At 70.9% G+C, this 17,589-nt stretch carries 17 protein-coding genes; 4 read left to right on the top strand and 13 right to left on the bottom strand.

The window, feature by feature from the left end:
* Nucleotides 1-172: 172 nt before the first annotated feature.
* The gene (locus IE247_RS33395; protein WP_190127125.1) at nucleotides 173-976 is read right to left on the bottom strand and encodes an SAM-dependent methyltransferase; all 804 of its coding nucleotides are present in this window, start codon (nucleotides 974-976) and stop codon (nucleotides 173-175) included.
* A 491-nt stretch (nucleotides 977-1,467) separates the two neighbouring features.
* On the opposite strand from IE247_RS33395, the gene cseB reads away from it, so the two are divergent.
* The 3 genes from cseB (at nucleotide 1,468) to IE247_RS33380 (ending at nucleotide 4,623) form a co-directional block, all read left to right on the top strand.
* Nucleotides 1,468-2,217 (top strand): two-component system response regulator CseB, encoded by a 750-nt coding sequence (gene cseB, locus IE247_RS33390; protein WP_190127124.1) that lies wholly within the window; start codon nucleotides 1,468-1,470, stop codon nucleotides 2,215-2,217.
* A 43-nt stretch (nucleotides 2,218-2,260) separates the two neighbouring features.
* Nucleotides 2,261-3,508: a sensor histidine kinase gene (locus tag IE247_RS33385; RefSeq protein WP_190127127.1), complete on the top strand. Its 1,248-nt coding sequence runs from the start codon at nucleotides 2,261-2,263 to the stop codon at nucleotides 3,506-3,508.
* Between the two features lie 98 nt (nucleotides 3,509-3,606).
* The gene (locus IE247_RS33380; protein ID WP_190127123.1) at nucleotides 3,607-4,623 is read left to right on the top strand and encodes a D-alanyl-D-alanine carboxypeptidase family protein; all 1,017 of its coding nucleotides are present in this window, start codon (nucleotides 3,607-3,609) and stop codon (nucleotides 4,621-4,623) included.
* A gap of 51 nt (nucleotides 4,624-4,674) precedes the next feature.
* Here IE247_RS33380 and IE247_RS33375 read toward each other — a convergent pair whose 3' ends face one another.
* Nucleotides 4,675-5,184, bottom strand: coding sequence for a GNAT family N-acetyltransferase (locus IE247_RS33375; RefSeq protein ID WP_190127122.1), 510 nt, complete (start codon nucleotides 5,182-5,184; stop codon nucleotides 4,675-4,677).
* A gap of 247 nt (nucleotides 5,185-5,431) precedes the next feature.
* Here IE247_RS33375 and IE247_RS33370 point away from each other — a divergent pair, with 247 nt between their 5' ends.
* Nucleotides 5,432-6,601, top strand: a complete 1,170-nt coding sequence (locus IE247_RS33370) for a hypothetical protein (RefSeq protein WP_190127121.1) — start codon at nucleotides 5,432-5,434, stop codon at nucleotides 6,599-6,601.
* 39 nt (nucleotides 6,602-6,640) lie between these two features.
* Here the strand turns inward: IE247_RS33370 and IE247_RS33365 are convergent, their stop codons facing one another.
* The 11 genes from IE247_RS33365 to IE247_RS33315 form a co-directional block, all read right to left on the bottom strand.
* A complete protein-coding gene (locus IE247_RS33365; protein ID WP_190127120.1) occupies nucleotides 6,641-7,882 on the bottom strand; it encodes a cytochrome P450 family protein in 1,242 nt (413 codons plus the stop codon).
* The gene (locus IE247_RS33360; protein ID WP_190127119.1) at nucleotides 7,879-8,847 is read right to left on the bottom strand and encodes an amidohydrolase family protein; all 969 of its coding nucleotides are present in this window, start codon (nucleotides 8,845-8,847) and stop codon (nucleotides 7,879-7,881) included. The genes IE247_RS33365 and IE247_RS33360 overlap by 4 nt, the downstream gene beginning before the upstream one ends.
* Nucleotides 8,844-9,728: an NAD(P)-dependent oxidoreductase gene (locus tag IE247_RS33355; RefSeq protein ID WP_190127118.1), complete on the bottom strand. Its 885-nt coding sequence runs from the start codon at nucleotides 9,726-9,728 to the stop codon at nucleotides 8,844-8,846. Before IE247_RS33355 ends, IE247_RS33360 begins: the two co-directional genes overlap by 4 nt.
* Entirely contained in the window at nucleotides 9,725-10,063 is a 339-nt protein-coding gene (locus tag IE247_RS33350) for an antibiotic biosynthesis monooxygenase family protein (RefSeq protein WP_190127117.1), read from the bottom strand. The genes IE247_RS33355 and IE247_RS33350 overlap by 4 nt, the downstream gene beginning before the upstream one ends.
* A gap of 236 nt (nucleotides 10,064-10,299) precedes the next feature.
* Nucleotides 10,300-10,656, bottom strand: a complete 357-nt coding sequence (gene aroH, locus IE247_RS33345; RefSeq protein ID WP_190127126.1) for a chorismate mutase — start codon at nucleotides 10,654-10,656, stop codon at nucleotides 10,300-10,302.
* Between the two features lie 318 nt (nucleotides 10,657-10,974).
* Entirely contained in the window at nucleotides 10,975-12,177 is a 1,203-nt protein-coding gene (locus IE247_RS33340; RefSeq protein WP_190127116.1) for an ABC transporter permease, read from the bottom strand.
* Nucleotides 12,174-12,938, bottom strand: a complete 765-nt coding sequence (locus IE247_RS33335) for an ABC transporter ATP-binding protein (protein WP_190127115.1) — start codon at nucleotides 12,936-12,938, stop codon at nucleotides 12,174-12,176. The genes IE247_RS33340 and IE247_RS33335 overlap by 4 nt, the downstream gene beginning before the upstream one ends.
* Nucleotides 12,935-14,098: an efflux RND transporter periplasmic adaptor subunit gene (locus IE247_RS33330; RefSeq protein WP_190127114.1), complete on the bottom strand. Its 1,164-nt coding sequence runs from the start codon at nucleotides 14,096-14,098 to the stop codon at nucleotides 12,935-12,937. Before IE247_RS33330 ends, IE247_RS33335 begins: the two co-directional genes overlap by 4 nt.
* A 2-nt stretch (nucleotides 14,099-14,100) precedes the next feature.
* Nucleotides 14,101-14,715: a hypothetical protein gene (locus IE247_RS33325; protein ID WP_190127113.1), complete on the bottom strand. Its 615-nt coding sequence runs from the start codon at nucleotides 14,713-14,715 to the stop codon at nucleotides 14,101-14,103.
* A 269-nt stretch (nucleotides 14,716-14,984) separates the two neighbouring features.
* Nucleotides 14,985-15,584, bottom strand: a complete 600-nt coding sequence (locus tag IE247_RS33320) for a hypothetical protein (RefSeq protein ID WP_190127112.1) — start codon at nucleotides 15,582-15,584, stop codon at nucleotides 14,985-14,987.
* Nucleotides 15,585-17,589: amino acid adenylation domain-containing protein (locus IE247_RS33315; RefSeq protein WP_190127111.1), on the bottom strand; the 2,005-nt coding region annotated here is incomplete at its 5' end.

Genomic DNA, 17,589 nt, shown 5'->3' with positions numbered 1-17,589 from the left:
CTCGCCGACTACGGCGTCGTCGGAGACCTCTTCACCGTCCTGCCCCAACTCACCGAAGACATCAACCACCGCAAGAACTGACACAGCACGACCGGCGACGCGAAAGGCCCTGCGGCACACTCCTCGCCGCAGGGCCTCGCGCCGTCCGGGACATCCGGATGTCCCGGACGTATCAGATCTTGCGGGCGACTCCCCCGTAGATGGGGGCGAGCAGCGCCTCGACGGGCTCCGCGCCCGGCTCCGGACGCCAGCGGTCGGCGAGCTGGACGCCCGGATCGACCAGCTCCATCCCCTCGAAGAAGCTGGCCAGCTCCTCCCCCGACCTCGCCTGCGCGGGAATGCCGTTCTCCTGGTAGATCCGCACGACACGCTCCCAGGTCCTCGGGTCGAACTCGCCCGTCACATGGGACAGCACCAGACAGCTCCCGGGAGCCATCGGCTCCATGAGCCGCCGGACCACCTCTCGGGGGTCGTGCTCGTCGGTGATGAAGTGGAGCAGCGCGATCAGCGAGAGCGCCACCGGCTTGCGGAAGTCCAGTATCTGCTGCGCGCCCTCAAGGATCTTCTCGACCTCGCGGACGTCCGCCTGAAGGTACTCGGTGCGCCCCTCGGGCGTGCCCCGGAGCAGCGCCTCGGCGTGACGGAGCACGATGGGGTCGTTGTCCACGTACACCACACGGGCGTCCGGGATCGACTTCTGGACCACCTGGTGGAGATTGGGCTCGGTGGGAATCCCGGTCCCTATGTCGAGGAACTGCCGCACGCCCCGCTCGGCGAGCAGTCGGGAGGCCCGCCGCATGAACGCGCGATTGACCCGCGCCATGGTCTTGACGGACGGAAAGAGTGAGATCACCTTCTCGGCGGCTTCCCAGTCGACGGGGTAACTGTCCTTCCCGCCGAGGTAGTAGTCGTACATCCGAGCCGGATGAGGCTTGCTGGTGTCGATGGCACCAAAGCCGTCACCGGTGTCCGTCATCGAGGGCCCTCCGTTCGATTTCCCTGCTGCCGCGATACCCACCCGCGCCGTGCCACCGAACGGGCCAGTGCCCGAAGTAGTCTGCCACGGTGGCCAGTTGACGGACCAGGCGGCACGTCGTGTCTGCGCACTGTACGGAAGTCCTGGGCCGGTCCCGGCATCGGCACGGGTATCCCCGGTGATATCCGGCCGGACTCGGCGGCGGCCCGGCCCGGGGGTGTGAGCCCGGCGGACGGCGGGCCGATACACGGCCGATACACAGTCGCCCCCTCGCCGAGTCATGATCTTGCCTCCGCCGAGATGCGGCTCACGCAGAGTGGAGGCCACCCCCGAGGAGGTCTCCCGGACCTCCGCCCCAGGTCCACGCGTCGCTCCCCGTCGGCGCGTGGACCTGCCACCCCGGACCGCGAGGCATGATGGGAGACCGGCACCCCCGGGCGGCACGCCCCTGCGGAAGGCGGCCACAAGCGATATATCCGAAATGGTGAGAAATGCCAGATTTTAAGGTCGGTGGCGGTCCGTCATCCGGTTCCGCCACCGTTCTGCTGGTCGAGGACGACGAGGTGATCCGCACCTCGGTCGCCATGGCGCTGGAGCGCTACGGCTACACGGTGCATACGGCGGCCGACGGGCTGACCGGGCTTGAACTCTTCCGGGAACACGGCCCCGACCTGCTGCTTCTCGATGTGATGCTGCCGGAGCTGGACGGCATCGGCCTCTGCCGGAAGATCCGTGAGTCGAGCCTCACCCCCATTCTGATGATGTCCGCGCGGGGCGACTCGCTCGATGTGGTCGCGGGTCTGGAGGCCGGTGCGGACGACTATGTCGTCAAGCCGGTCGACACCCCGGTTCTGGTGGCCAGAATCCGCTCACTCCTCCGCCGGGCCACCTTCACTCCCGGCCCGGAGAGCGCTGCGGACTCCCCCGCCGGCGGGCCCGGCGCCCGGCCGGGCGGCGACCGGCTCGTCTTCGGCGATCTGACCGTCGACACCAGCGGTCTGGAGGTGTTCCGGGACGGGGTCCGGGTCGCTCTCGCCCCCACCGAACTGCGGCTGCTGCTCCAGTTCGCGGCGCACCCCGGCATCGTGCTCGACCGCCAGACGCTGCTGCGCGAGGTGTGGGACTACGGCTGGGACGGCGACAGCCGAGTGGTCGACCTCTGTGTGCAGCGGCTGCGCAAGAAGATCGGCGGCGACCGTGTCGAGACGGTCCGCGGCTTCGGCTACAAGCTGCGGCGCTGACGTGGGACACACCGGCTCGGCCGAGACGGCGGGCGGACGGGCCCTGCGGGCGGTGCGCGCCCTGCTGAACTGGCGGTCGCTGCGCTGGAAGATCACCGCGCTCGTCGTCGCCGCGTCCTGCTCGGTGGCGCTGGTCGTGGGCGGGCTGGTGCACTGGACCACCGTCCAGCGGCTTCAGTCCGAGGCGCGCTCCATGGCCCTCACCGACCTGGAGTCGGTGGTCCGGGAGCACCGGGCGGCGGGGCTCGCCGACGTGCCCTCCCCCGAGGAGCTGCCCGATGAGCTGCGGCGGCGCGTCGCCCTCTCGGACGGACCCGTCACCTGGTACGACACCCGCCGCCCCGGCCAGCCGTGGATGTGGGCGGCCGAGCGTCTGGGCGACGGAGCGGTGGCCGTCAGATTCGAGAGAGGGGCCGAGGAGCGCAGCCTCGCGGCCCTGGACCGCAACCTCCTCCAGGCGGTGGTGGCGGCGCTGCTGGTGGTCGTGCCGCTCTCCGTGCTGATCACCGAGGTGCTCAACCGGCGGCTGCGGCGGGTCACGGTCACCGCGCGGGCCATCGCCGAAGGCGATCTGGACGCCAGGACCGGCGCGCGCGGCCGGGGCGGCGACGAGATCGCCGACATCTCCCGGGCCGTCGACTCGATGGCCGCCGCGCTCCAGGAGCGGCTGCTGACCGAGCAGCGGTTCACCGCCGATGTCGCGCACGAGCTGCGTACCCCGCTGATGGGGCTGGTGACCTCCACCGGTCTGCTGGCGGACGGCGAGGCCACCGAGCTGGTGCGCGACCGGGTGCGGGTGCTGCGCGGGCTGGTCGAGGATCTGCTGGAGATCTCCCGGCTGGACGCCGGTGCGGAGGCGGCGGATCCGCGGTGGGTGCCCGTGGGCAGTGTGGTGGAGGCGTCCGTGGCGCGCACCGGGCTGCGGGCGAGTACCACGGTCGTGGAGAACGCCGAGACACAGACCGATCCGCGCAGGCTGGACCGGATCATCTCCAATCTGGTCATCAACGCGCACCGGCACGGCCGTGGTCCGGTCGAGGTGCGGGTGGACGGTCTCACCGTCGTCGTACGCGACCACGGGCCGGGCTTCCCCGCCGCGCTGCTGGAGTCGGGGCCGCAGCGGTTCCGCACCGGCAGCGCCGAACGCGGTCACGGGCACGGGCTGGGGCTGACCATCGCCCTGGGGCAGGCCCGGGTGATCGGCGCGGCGCTGCGGCTCTCCAACGCGCCGGACGGCGGGGCGGTCGCCGTGCTGCGGCTGCCCGCCGATACGGAGCCGATACACGACTGAGCGCCGGCCGGTGACCGGCCTCGGGCCGGTGAAGACGTCGGCGCCGGAGGGTGATGGAAGTGCGCCGCCCGGCGCGTCCGTCTCCCCCGGAGGTATCCATGTACGTCCAGCCCGGTGCGGCTCCGTCCGCCGTGCAAGGTCCGGTGGCCGCCGTCGCCGTCGCGCCGTCGCCGCCGGGACGCCGTCGGCTGCTGCGGGGCGCTGCCGCCGGTCTGGCCCTGGCGGCGCTCGGCGGAGGGGCGGCGGTCCTCGGAGCGGGACGGGAGGGGCCGGCCGCCGTCACCGTGACGGAGACCGGCGGGACCATGCGGCTGCCGTGGCCGAAGGGCGGCCAGGCGGGTGTCGCGGTCACCGGACTGGGGGTCTTGGGGACCAGCGGTGAGCAGAGGCCGGTGCCGATCGCCAGCGTCACCAAGGTGATGACCGCGTACGTCGTCCTCCGCGACCGTCCGCTCCGGCAGGGCGAGCCCGGGCCGCGGATCACCGTCGACCAGCGGGCGTCGGACGAGTCCCACTCCCTCCACGAGTCGACCGTGCCGATCTCCGCGGGGCAGGAGCTGACCCAGCGGCAGCTGCTGGAACTGGTGCTGCTGCCGTCGGGCAACAACGCGGCCCGGCTGCTGGCGCGCTGGCACTCCGGCACGGAGGGGGCCTTCGTGGCGAAGATGAACCGGGCCGCGAGGGAGCTGGGGATGAGCCGCACCACGTACACCGGCGCGAGCGGTCTGGAGGCGTCCACCAGGAGCACGGCGGCCGATCAGCTGCGGCTCGCCGAGGCGGTGATGCGCGACGAGGTCTTCCGGTCGATCGTCGCCACGCGCGAGGTCACCGTCGGCGGCGGCACCGGGACGGTGGTCAACACCAACAGGCTGCTGGGGACCTCGGGGGTGGTGGGTGTGAAGACCGGGTCGAGCACCCCGGCGGGCGGTGCGCTGATGTGGGCGGCGGAGACCGGCGACGGCCGGGGCGACGGTCTGATCCTCGGGGTGGTGCTGCACCAGAAGGCGAACACCACTCCGGCGGCGGGCCTTCAGGAGGCCTTCGACAGCAGCGAGAGACTGATCACCGCGACCCGGCGGGAGCTGCGCGAGGCGCGCGCCGTCCGCCGGGCCTGACTCCGCCCGGAACCGGGCAGAGCCGGTCAGGGCCGGTCGCCGGTCAGGGCCTCAGACGCCGAAGGCGTCCGCGTACCGGATGACCCCGGACGGAACCGGCTGGTCCGAATCCAGGACGAGGGCCATCATCGCCTCGTCGGGGACCTCGAACGGCGCGCGGATCCCCCAGCGGGAGGCCGGCTCGAAGCCGAACCGGGGGTAGTAGTCGGCGTGTCCGAGGACCAGCACCAGGCTCTCCCCCTGCTGTCGGGCCGCTTCGAGCGCCGCGCGGATCGCGGCGGAGGCCGCGCCCCGGCGCTGGTGGGCGGGGAGAGCCGCGCAGGGGGCGAGGGCGAGCGCCGGGTGGCCGTCGACATGACAGCGAGTGAGCAGGGCGTGCGCGACGAGGGTGCCGTCGGGGGCCTCGGTCACCAGGGACAGCCCGTCGATCCACGCTTCCGCGTCGGCGCGCAGGGCGTCCACCAGATCGGCTTCGGCGGGGGTCGGGAAGGCGGCCGCGTTGATCGCGTGGACCGCCTCGGCGTCCCCGGGACGCTCGGGACGGGTGGTCCAAATGCTCATGAAGGTTCCGTTCGCCCCTGTGTGTCGGCGGCCGGATCCGGTCGCTCTGCGTGATCCACACGCTAACACGACCCGCCGGAGCGCCCCGGTGTGCCCGGCGGGTCGGCCCGCGCCGTGGCACCGTCGTCGTACGCCGGATACACGCCGGGTTCACCCGGCGGTGGTCTCCCGTGCACCACCGCGGGGCATCACCACTGCAGAGCCACAGAACCCTTCAGACCCCAGGATCAGGCTGTCGGAGGAATCCATGCGAAGAAACGCACGCGCCCGGCTTGCGGCCCTGTCCCTCTCCGTCTCCGCCGTCGTCGTGTCGGCCGCCGTGGCGGGCGGGGGCACGGCGCGGGCCGTCCCGGCGGCCGCCCCGCCCCCGGTGCCCGCCGCCGTCGACGGCGGGAAGTGGCGCTCCGGCCACCTCCAGGGCACGGCCCTGGACCGGGACGGCGGTTTCATGTACTTCTCGTTCACGGATCTGCTGGTCAAGACCGATCTGCGCGGCAGGCCGGTCGGCTCGGTCACGGGCTTCACCGGGCATCTGGGGGATCTCGACTTCAACAAGGACGACGGCCGGGTCTACGGCTCGCTGGAGTACAAGTCCGCGAAGGCGTTCTACATCGCGATCTTCGACGGGGACCGCATCACCCGGATGAACATGGACGCGCACTCCACCGGAGTGGTCTCCACCGTCCATCTGAAGGAGGTCGTGAAGGACTACACGGCCGACATGAACGGCGACGGCGTCTTCGACGGCAACACCGCGAACACCCCCGACCACCGGTACGGATGCAGCGGTATCGACGGCGTCGCCTTCGGCCCCGGCCTGGATCCGCCGCGCAGGCCCCGGCTGACCGTCGCGTACGGCGTCTACTCGAACACCAGCCGCACGGACAACGACCATCAGGTGCTGCTCCAGTACGACGTGCGGTTCTGGAAGCGGTACGAGAGGCCGCTCAGCGAGAGCGAGCCGCACACCAGCGGTCCGGCGCGCCCCGACGGGAAGTTCTTCGTGTACACCGGCAACACCACCTACGGTGTGCAGAATCTGGAGTACGACGCGCACAGCGGCGACTGGCGGATGGCCGTCTACAAGGGGAAGAAGAAGACGTTCCCCAACTACTCCTTCTTCGTGATCGACGGCTCGGAGCGCACCCGCTGGGGGCTGGTGCGCGGTCAGGCGAGCCCCGAGGTGGGGCGGATGCTCACCCTCGCGCCCCGGGGGCTGTACGACGAGGAATCCGATGTGTACGGGTATCAGTCGGCCGGGCAGTACGGGCTGGTCTCGCTCGACGACGGCCGCTTCTACGTCGCCGAGGCGGGCACCGCCGAATCGGACGGGGTGACTCTGCGGACCGGACGGGCGGTGCTGCACCGCTGGACCGGGCTGACGCCGAACCCGTTCGAGGCACTGCGGCGGCGCTGACCGGCCACCGGCGCGGGCGACCGGTCAGCGCCGGGCCGGTCAGGGGCCCGGGTCGAGGATGACGGGCAGTTCGGTGAGACCCCGGAAGGCGGGAAAGGGCACTTCCAGCCAACTCGCCTCGCGGGCGGGGTCGGCCGGCGCGATTTTCGGAAAGCGTTCGAAGAGAGCGGTGAGCGCGAGCTGGGTCTCCAGCCGGGCCAGGGAGGCCCCCAGGCAGTAGTGGATGCCGTGGCCGAAACCGAGATGCGCGCTCTGCGCGTTTCCGGGCCTGGTGACGTCGAAGCGGTCGGGGGCGTCGAACTTGAGCGGGTCGCGGTTGGCCGAGTTGAGCGCGATCTGCACCAGGGCGCCCCGCGGGATCCGGGTCCCGGCGATGTCGAGGTCCTCGGTCGCGTAACGGAAGGTGGCGGTCTCCACCGAGCCGTCGTAGCGCAGCAGTTCCTCGACCGCCGGTCCGATCAGCTCGGGGTCCTCCCGGACCGCGCGGAGCTGGTCGGGGTGGGTGAGCAGCTGGTGGACGGCGTTGCCGATGAGATAGGCGGTCGTCTTGTGGCCCGCGAACATCAGCAGAAAAGCGGTGGAGATCATTTCATGCTCGGTGAGGGTGCCGTTCTCGTCCCTGGCCTCGATGAGCGCGCTCAGCAGATCCTCGCCGGGGCGTTCCCTCTTGTCGCCGATGACCTCCGAGAAGTACGCGTACAGACTCTCCTCCGCGCGCTGCTGGGCCAGTTTGGACTCCTTGCTGAAGCCGGTCTGGGCCACCGTCGTGGACCAGCCCTGGACCTTGGCCCGGTCCGCCTCCGGCACGCCGAGGAGTTCGCAGATCACGATGATGGGCAGCGGGAAGGCGAACACGGCGAGCAGATCGACCGGCTCCCGGGTCGGGGCCTCGTCCAGAAGGGTGTTCACCACGCCCTGGATACGGGGGCGGAGGGCCTCCACCCGGCGGGGGGTGAAGCCGGAGCTGACCAGTTTGCGCAGCCGGGTGTGTTTGGGGGGATCGGAGTTGAGCATGTGGTCGTCGAGCGCCACGGAGGAGTCTCCGAAGATCCTCCGGTAGGAGTCCATCGCGCCGTACATGTCCTTGCTCAGCCGCGGGTCGGAGAGGGCGGCCCTGGCGTCCTCGTAACGGGTGATCAGATAGGTTTCGATGCCGTGCCGGGGGCGGATCGGGCAGACGGGCGCGGTCTCCCTGAGAAGTCCGTAGACCGGGTAGGGGTCGCGCCGGAAGGCCGGGGTGCACTGCTCGGCCGCGGTGGCCGGGTCGTCGACGCTGGTCACGGACGGCTCCTGAGGTCGAAGACGGCCTCGGCGTTGCCGCCGAGGATGAGTTGCTGGGAGGCCTTGTCGAGCGGCAGTTTCTCGATCAGGCGGATGAACTCCTCCAGGGGCACGCTCATCGGCGGCGAGTCGGTGCCGAAGAGCATCCGCTCCGGGCCCAGCACCTCGGCGTTGAGCCCCAGATGGGCCGGGCTGAAGGTGCTGGTGTCGACATAGAGCCGGCTCAGGGCCGCCGCCGGGTCGGCGGGGGGCGCTTCGGCCTGTCCGGGCGGGGCCTGGCCCTGAGGGGCCTGACCTCCCCAGTGCCGGGGGCGGGCGGCGGTCTGGAGGCGCTCGGGCAGCAGGGCGAGCGCGCCGCCGCCGGTCGCGCCGATGAGCCGGAGATCGGGGTATTTGTCCAGCCATCCCGCGAAGGCGATCATGGCCAGGCCGGTGGTGAGGTCGCCGAAGCGGCCGATCTGTTCGACGAACCCGAGGTCGTCGACGCGTTCCGTGCCGATCGGCTCGGCCGGGGCGTGCACCAGGACCGGTTTGCCGACCTCGGCGGCGAGCGCGAAGAAGGAGTCGGCCTTCGGCGAGCCGAGGAGTTCGCCGTGGACGCTGGAGGTGGTGATCAGGCCGACGAAGGCGGGGTCCGCCAGGGTCTCCCGTACGCCTTCGAGATGGTCGTCGTCGCCGAAGGGGTTGGCGTACACATAGCCGCGGAGCTGGTCGGGGAAGGTCTTGATGAGGCCGGACATCCAGGCGTGGAAGCCGCGCAGCCGGTCCCTGGGCTGGCGGTAGTTGTCGACGCCGGGGACGCGGGCCATCGCGCCGGCCCCGACCGGGCTGCCGATGATGGTGAGGTCGATGCCTGCCTTGGCGCGGGCGGCGAGCATTCCGTCGACGTCGGTGAGGCTCGGGGGCATCGGGAAGCGCCGGGCGGCCTCCGGCGGGGACAGATGGCCATGGATGTCAATGATCATGGATGGGTTCCCGGTTCGGGTGCGATCGCGTGGGCGACGGCGACGCAGTCCTCGTCTCCGTGGCCCTGTTCGGTGGCGCTGACATGGGTCTGGGTGGCGGCGGCGAGCAGGGGCAGGCGCAGCCCGGCCGCGGCGGCCTGGTTCGATGCCAGCAGCAGATCCTTGGCCATCAGGCGCAGCCGGAAGTCCGGCTCGTCGAAGCGTTTGGCGATCAGCCGCTTGGACTTGAAGGCCATGACGGGCGAGGCGAAGCCGCTGCCCGCGATCGCGCGGAGGACCAGCGCCCGGTCGAGTCCGGAGGCCGCCGCCAGTTCCACCGCTTCGGCCATGGCCTGCACCTCGATGCCCATGAGCAGGTTGAGGAGCAGTTTCATCCGCATGCCGGAGCCGAGTTCGCCCAGATGGACGACTTCCTTGCCGAGCAGTTCGAGCAGGGGGAGCCCGGCGGTGAAGACGCGTTCCTCGCCGCCGACGAAGAGCCGCAGTTCGCCGTTGCGGGCGTGTTCGCGGTTGCCGAGCATGCCGACGTCCAGCACGGAGTGCAGGTCTCCGGTGAGCTTGACGACCTCTTCGGGGGCGACGGTGCTGGCGCAGACGAGTGCGCCGGGGTAGGGGCCGCCGGAGAGGATGCCGTCGGGGCCGCGCAGCACGGCGGCGAGCGCGTCGCTGTCGGCGACGGTGCAGATGGCCGCGCTGGTGCCCTCGATGGCTGCGGCGGGATGGGCCGCGGCGACCGCGCCCGCGGCGGCGAGCGGCCCGGTCCGTTCCGGGGTGCGGTTCCAGACCCGGACCTGTACGCCCTGGTCGAGAAGGCGGGTGGCGAGGCCGGTGCCCATCGAGCCGAGACCGAGTACGGCGACGGGGCCGGTGTGGTGTGTCATGGCTTGGCTCCCACGGTTTCCTGGATGATCCGGAACCGCAGCGACTGGGTCTGGTCGACCCAGACGCGCAGCGGTTCCAGCAGCGCCCGGTGGTCCTCGCCCTGCTGCCAGGCGAAGAAGTGTTCGGGCGTCTCCCATTCGCTGCTGATCACCCACTGCCGGGAGTCGTCGATGGGTTCTCCCAGCCGGTCGATGAGGTGACCGGGGACGGCGGCGACGGACTTCCGTATGCGTTCGTAGGCGTCGAGGAATCCCTGCTCGCCACCTTCGACGACGTGGACCGAGTACACCACGGACAGCTTTTCGGCCGGGTGGCCGTTCTGCTTGGTGCGCATGCCTCCTCCTGACAGTCGTGACCGGCACAGCACGTCATCAACGGACTCACGGCACGGATGGGCACGCAACTCCGGCGCGGGCGGGGCCGGGCCGGGGGGAGGGGCTCCGGCGGGCGCGCCGGCGGTACGGGTGAGGGGGCGTCGCTCTTCGCGGGGCCCTGGCGTCCGGCGGGCGGGCCGGGCGGGCGGACGCCGCGGGACTGCTCCGTTCGGCGGAGCGACGCCCGGGCGGGGCGTCAGCCCGCGATGTCCTGGCGGAGCCGGGCCGCGCCGCGCAGATACACATGCTGGATCTGGGCGCGGGGCCGGTCGGTGCCTGCGTGCACCATCAGCCGTACGACCCTGGGGAGCGCCCCGGGGACGTCGATCTCGACGGCGCAGAGCAGGGGCACATCGTGGAATCCGGCCTTGCGCGCGGCGAGGGCGGGGAACTCGGCGGTGAGGTCCGGGGTGGAGGTGAACAGGACGGAGATGATGTCGTCGGTGGTGAGTCCGTTGCGGTTCATGACCTCGGCGAGGAGTTCGGTCGTCGCCTCCAGGATGGAGTCCCGGTCGTTTCCGTCGGCCTGGGTCGCTCCTCGGATCGCGCGCATGGTGCCTGCTCCCGTCCCGGTGAGGAGTCCCGCGAGAACCGGGCGGTGGTCGTGCCGCTTCGCCGGTCGGCCCGGTGACCGGTCGTGCGGTCCGCCGGACGTCCCGCTCAGGACGAGGGCGGCGACCATGACGGTGATCACCAGGAGGCCGGCCGTCAGGGCCATGAGGGGGATGTTCGGGTACACGTCTTCCTCCCGGGTTCCTCCGCGTTCCTCCGCCGTTCCTCCGCGTTCTTCTCGGCGCTCCCCCGGCGCTCTCCTCGGCGTGCGGGTGCCCGGCACGCGGCAGCCGCCGGCCGCGTGCCGGGCACGGCCGCGTCATGCGATGCGCAGCGCCTCGGTGGGCTGGAGCCGGGCGGCGCGGAGTGCGGGCAGCAGTCCCGCCAGTGCGCCGATCGCGATGGCCGCGACGAGTCCGCCACCCCAGGCGAGTACCGGGACCACTGTCTCCCATCCCTTGATCTGGGCGTAGACGGCGGTGGCGAGACTGCCCAGGGCGACTCCCGCCACGCCTCCCAGCGCGGCGAGCAGCACCGCCTCGGAGAGGAACTGGACCAGGATGTTTCCCTTGGTCGCGCCGAGCGCGCGCCGCAACCCGATCTCGGACCGTCTCTCCAGCACCGAGATGACCATGGTGTTGGCGACTCCGATGCCTCCGACGAGAAGAGCGACCGCCCCGAGTCCGAGGAAGAGTCCGTTGAGCGCGGACTGTGTCGCGGCGCGGGCTTCGAGGGCGGCCGAGGGCTGGCTGACCTTGACCTCCTCGGCCTTCTCCGGGTTGGCCGTCGCGGCGAGCACCTTCTGCACCTCGGTGACCTGGTCGGTGTCGGCCCGGACATAGACCGTGGACGGGTGGCCGTCGAAGTCGAGGTACTTCTCCGCGGCCGGCCAGCCGACCAGCACCGCCGAGTTGACCTCGGGGGTCAGCCGTACGGAGTCGAGGATGCCGACGACGTAGAACCACTGTCCGCCGACCCAGATACGGGCCCCGGAGTGGATCTTCGATATGCCGAGCCGTTTGGCGGCGGTCGCGCCGAGCACGGCGACCGGCTGCTGGGCGGTGGCCTTGTTCAGGAACCGGCCCTGGGCGACGGAGGCGCGCACCGCTCCGGGCAGGCCCAGGCTGGTGGCGTTGACGGAGATCGCGTTGGTGTTGGCCTTGGGGATGTGCGGATTGCGGTAGGCGGACGCCTGGGTGTTCCCGGTGCTCTGCACATCCTCCACGGGGCCGATCCGGTCGATCATCGCCGGTGCCTCAAGGGGGAGTTTGGCGTCCTCCCCGCTGAGGGTCTGGCCGGGGGCGACCCTCAGCAGATTGGTCCCCAGTTTGTCGATCTCGGCGAGGAGCCCGGCCTGCGAGGAGGCCGACAGACCGAGGACGGCGACCATCGCCGCGACGCCGATGGCGATGCCCAGCGCCGACAGCGCGGCCCTCATCCGTCTGGTGCGCAGCCCGACGCTGGCGACCCTGGCCACGTCGGCCGGGTGCATCCGGCCGGAGGGTGGGGCGGTGAGGGTCATGTCGGGCGCCTTTCGGTGGACACCGGTCCGTCCGCCGGGCCGGTGTCGGTGACGATGCGGCCGTCGAGCACTTCGATGCGTCGGGGCAGCCGCGTGGCGAGGTCCCGGTCGTGAGTGATCACGACGATGGTGGTGCCCTCCGCGTTCAACTCCCGAAGCAGGTCGAAGATGGCCGCGCCGTTGACGCTGTCGAGGTTGCCGGTGGGTTCGTCGGCGAGGACGATCGCGGGGTTGCCGACGAGGGCGCGGGCGATCGCGACGCGCTGGCGTTCGCCGCCGGACAGCTCGGCCGGGCGGTGCTTGATCCGGTGGCCGAGTCCGACCCTGGTCAGGGCGATGGTGGCGGCCTCGGTCCGAGCCGGGTGCCGCACTCCGGAGTAGAGCATTCCGTCGGCGACGTTCTCCAGCGCGGTGGCGTGCTGGGCCAGGAAGAACTGCTGGAAGACAAAGCCGATCCGGGAGGAGCGCAGCCGCGCCAGGGCCCGGTCCGACATCTTGGCGACGTCGTCGCCGACGATGCGGACCGTGCCGGAGCTGGGGCGGTCGAGGCTTCCCATGACCTGGAGCAGGGTCGACTTGCCGGAGCCCGAAGGGCCGACGATGGCGACGAGTTCGCCCCGGTGGATGGTGAAGGTCGCCTTGTCGAGGGCGACCACCGGCGACACCCCGGGGTAGACCTTGGTCACCTGGTCCAGTTGCATGACCGGTTCGCCGGCGAGGCGGCGGCCGGCCGTTCTCTCTTCGATGGTCGTCTCGGTCATGAGCCCGGCACCACGACATCCTGACCGGCCCTGAGGCGGTCGCCGCTCACCTCGACCCGGCCCGCGCTGCCGTCGAACAGCCGGGTCTCCACCGGGATCAGCTCGGTGGTCCGGTCCGCCTTGACCACCTCGACGGCGTAGCCGCCGCCCGCGAGGGCCAGCAGCGCGTCGACGGGCACGGACAGCACGTCCTTGACGGTGTCGGAGACGATGGCGACCTGGACGGGCGCCTTGTCGAGCCGGCCGGTCACCTTCGGCTTGGTCGGTTTGATGGTGACGTCGATGGTGGTCTTGTTCTCGCCCTGTTTGGCGACCTTGCCGACGGACGACACCACTCCGGGGGTCGATGTGTCGTCGGGCATGGTGATGGTCACCTTGTCGCCGACCTTCACATCGGACTGCTGGGAGGCGTTCAGCTCGACGGTGACCTGGCGGCCGGTCGAGGAGCCCTGGATGATGGGCTTCCCCGGCGCGGCGGAACCGCCGATCACCGCGTCGACGCTGGTCACCCTGATCTCGTCGACGGGCAGGAACAGCGCCTGGCCGAGGCTGAGCTTCCCGGTCTCCTCGACTCCCACATCGTCCTGGAGCTTCTTCAGGGCCCAGCGCGTCTGGCGGCTGAAGTAGTCGGAGTCGGGGTCGATCTGCTCGTCGGTGGCGTATCCGAGTTCGACGAGCGCCGCGTTCAGCTGCTTGACGTCCTCGCCCTCGTCCCCCCGCTCAAGTGCCCGGTAGACCGGTGTCCTGGCGCCCTTCAGCAGGATCACCGGCTCGCCGTCCACCCAGTACAGCGGCTTGCCCTGGCGGATCACCTGGCCCACGGCGGGCACCCTGGTGACCGTTCCGCTGGCCTTGTTGACCACGTCGTAGGAGCCGGCGTAGCCCAGTGTGCCGTTCTGCTGGGTACGGGAGGAGAGCGTTCCCTTGGTCACCTTGGCCGTGTTGGTCGCGGTGTCCTGGCTGCTGGCGGCGGGGTCCTGACTCCGAGCGGAGTCGAACGGGTTGGCGAATATCGCGCCCGCTCCGCCCGCCGCGACCAGGGCGACGACGACCGCCGCCGTCCGGCCGCGGTGCCGACGGCGCGTACCGGGCCGCCGCTCCGGCTCCTCGGGTGGCGGGGCGCTCTGCGCCCCCTCCGTGGGGATCTCTGTGGTGGCCATGGTCAGTTGCCGCCCTCGGCGCCGGGCGCGCCCTGCGGCTTGTACTGCTTGCAGGCCGCGTCGGCCTTCTTGAACTGCTCCGACTTGGGGTCGATGCCGGTGCCCTGGCCGAGGATCACGCCGCCCTCGGCGTCGGGGTCGGGGAAGTCGGAGAGGCCGTTCTTACGCATGCACTGGGCGAACTTGACCTGGTCGTCGCTGCTCCACTCGTTTCCGCCGGGCACATCGACGGATCCCCTGTTCGGCCGGTACTCCTTGCAGGCCTCCTCCGACTTCTTGAACGCGTCGGACTGCGGGTCGACGCCCTTGGGGAGGGTGATCCCGCCGCCGGAGCGGGGGTCCGGGAAGTCCGCCACGCCGTTCTGGCGCATGCACTTCGCGTACTCCACCGGGTCGGCCTTGCTGGACTGGTCGGCCGTGCTCTCGGAGGACTGTCCGGCCGAGGGCACGGACGCCACCTCGGACTTCTTGCCCTCGTCGCTTCCGCAGGCCCCGGCGAGCAGGGTGACGGACGTCAGCAGAACGGCCATCGCGGTGGTCCGGCGCAGTCGGCTCGTGCCGGACCTGCTCGTGCCGGACCCGCTCTGGTCGGCCTCACGGCGGCAAATGACTGACATGTGATTCTCCATTACTCGACGGCCTGCGTTCGCTCGATGGCTTGGTCCTGGACTTCCGCCTCGGGTTCCTTTCTACGGAGCCTCCGGTTTCAGCGTGTTGCTGCTCTTGAAGCCCCTGGGGGGCGGGGCGGCGGGGCCCCGGCCGGCGGGGCGCGGGGGCCCGAGGGGGTGACAAAGGGCCCCCGGTCCGCCGAGAGGGCGGACCGGGGCCGGCAGGCTCGATCGGTCGTCAGGTCGTCGGACCGGTCGGACCGGTCGGACCGGTCGGGTCAGGAGTTGGCCGCGGGCGGGCCGCCGAGCACGGGCATGAGCTTCACGCACGCCTTCTGCGCCGCCTTGTACTCGGGTGTGTCCAGGTCGATGCCCATGAACATGCCTCCCTCGTCGGGCTCGGGGAAGTCGGGCTGACCGTTCTCCCGCATGCACGCGACATATTTTGAAGCGTCGATTTTGGGCGCGTCCGGCGGCCTGCTCTGCTTCTGTCCGACGGGCGGGGCCTGCTTGCGGCAGGTTTCCTCCGCCTTCTTGAACTCCTTTGTATTGACGTCTATCCCGGAGGATGCCTCAAGTCTGATCGAGCCATTGCTCTCGGGCAGTGGGAATTTATCCACGCCCTGTGCCCTGAGGCATTTGGAGAAGGCCAGATTCGCGACGTACTTCTCATCGGCCTCCTTGTCCGACGGAGAGGGGGAACCGGCCGCGGAAGTCCCCTTTCCGTCGGAGGAGTCGGCCGCGTTGAAGGCGAAGGCCAGGCCCGCGACCACAAGGGCGACGGAGAGGCCCGAGCCCACGCCGACCGCGACGGCCATGCGCAACTGCTTCTTACGGTCGGTGTTCCGGCCCTCTTCGGGACCCACTCTGTCGTCCATTTACACTCCCCTGTCCTGGAGTCGTGCGGAAATCAGTCGTCCGATCTCCGCGAGGGGCGTCGGCTTCATCATTCCGTCGTGATCGGACTTGACCGTGACGCTCTCCACGATCCCATCCACATAGGGTGTCCAACTGTTCGGCGACCCGGCCGGCTGCCCGATTGCCGGATGTCCTTCGGAGGCGATGAAGAGCATCAGGTCGCCCCGGTAGACCCTTGGTGTGAAGTCGTGCAGGAGCCGCACATTGCGCGCGTTCACCTCGTGAATCTCACGAAGCATCCGGACCTTGTTCCTCGGGGCCCCCTGAGCGCCGTCGGCGAAGTCCGCCGGGGCGTTCTCCGGGGCCCCGCCGGGGGCCGGGTAGCCGTCCAGGCTGACCAGCAGGGCGACTTCCTCGCCCTGCTCCTGGAGCCGGGTCGCCACGGCCTGGGCGACGGTCCCGCCGAAGGACCAGCCGAGGAGGTGGTACGGGCCGGTGGGCTGGACGCCGCGGATCCGGTCGGCGTAGTCCGCCGCCATCTCCTCCAGGGTCTCCGGCCTCTCCTCACCGGCGGCGAAGCCACGGGCCTGAAGGCCGTAGACGGGCCGGTCGGCGGGGAGATGACGGGCCAGCCCGGTGTAGGACCAGCTCAGTCCGGTGCTCGGATGGACGCAGAACACGGGCGGCTTGTCGCCTTCCGTCCTGATCGGCAGCAGCAGCCCGGTGTCGTCCCCGCCGGAGCCGCCGGTCAGCGACCGCGCGACCGCCTCCACGGTGGGTGCGCCGATGAGCGCCCTGATGCTGACCTCCGCGTTGAGGACATTGCGGATCAGCGCGATCAGCCTCATGGCGATCAGTGAGTCGCCGCCCAGTTCAAAGAACGAGACGTCGGCTCCGACCTTCTCCACTCCGAGGACTTCGGCGAAGAGGCCGCAGAGCGCTTCCTCGGTCGCCGTCCGGGGCGCTCGGCCACACGCCACCGCGAGGTCGGGGGCAGGCAGCGCGGCCCGGTTCAGTTTGCCGTTGGCGGTGACCGGGAGGGCCTCCAGGACGACTGTGACCGCCGGGACCATGTAGTCGGGCAGCCGCTGGGCCGCGAACTCCCGCAGGGCCTGCGGATCGATCTCGGCCTCCGCCCGGGGCACCGCGTAGGCGACGAGCCGCTTGGTCCCGGGCCGGTCCTCGCGGACGATCACGGCGGCCTGAGCCACGCTCTCGTGCGCGGCGAGGACCGACTCGATCTCACCGGGTTCGACGCGGAAGCCGCGGATCTTCACCTGCTCGTCGGCACGCCCCGCGAAGACCAACTCACCGCCGGCGGTCCATCGCACCAGGTCCCCGGTGCGGTACATCCTGCCCCCGAACGGGCTGGCCACGAACCGCTCCGACGTCAGCCCCGGTCGATTGAGATAGCCGCGCGCCAGTCCCGGACCCGATACATACAGCTCCCCCGCCACGCCCACCGGCACCGGCTGGAGGAATCCGTCCAGCACATAGGCCCTGGTGTTGAGCAGTGGCCCGCCGATCGAGACGGGGCTGTCCTCGCCCGCCGGTGTCAGGGCCTCGCTCAGCGACGCCATGACGGTCACCTCGGTCGGGCCGTACGCGTTGACCAGGCGCAGTCGGGACGACCAGCGCTCGACCAGCGACGGCGGGCAGGCCTCGCCGCCCACGACGAGACTGACGACGCTCTCGGGGAGCTGCCGCACGGGTGCGAGCAGCGACGGCGGCACCAGCATGTGCGTGACGCCGAACCGGGCCGTGACCTCTTCGAGGGATCCGTGCGGCGGGAGGTTCTCCGCGTCGGCCACCACCAGCGCGGCGCCCGACAGGAGGGCCGTGCACAGCTCCCACACCGAGGCGTCGAAGCTCAGCGAGGCCAGTTGGAGGAGGCGTGAGCCTGCTCCCACTTCGAGCCGTGCCATCTGCGCGGCGACGAGGTTGCCCAGGCCGCGATGGGAGACGACCACACCCTTGGGTCGGCCCGTGGAGCCGGAGGTGTAGATGACGTACGCGACATCGTCC

The organism is Streptomyces inusitatus, from assembly GCF_014651115.1.
Classification (GTDB): Bacteria; Actinomycetota; Actinomycetes; order Streptomycetales; family Streptomycetaceae; genus Streptomyces; species Streptomyces amakusaensis.
The sequence above is the reverse complement of the archived record's forward strand: the minus strand, read 5'-3'. Positions and strand labels throughout refer to the sequence as shown.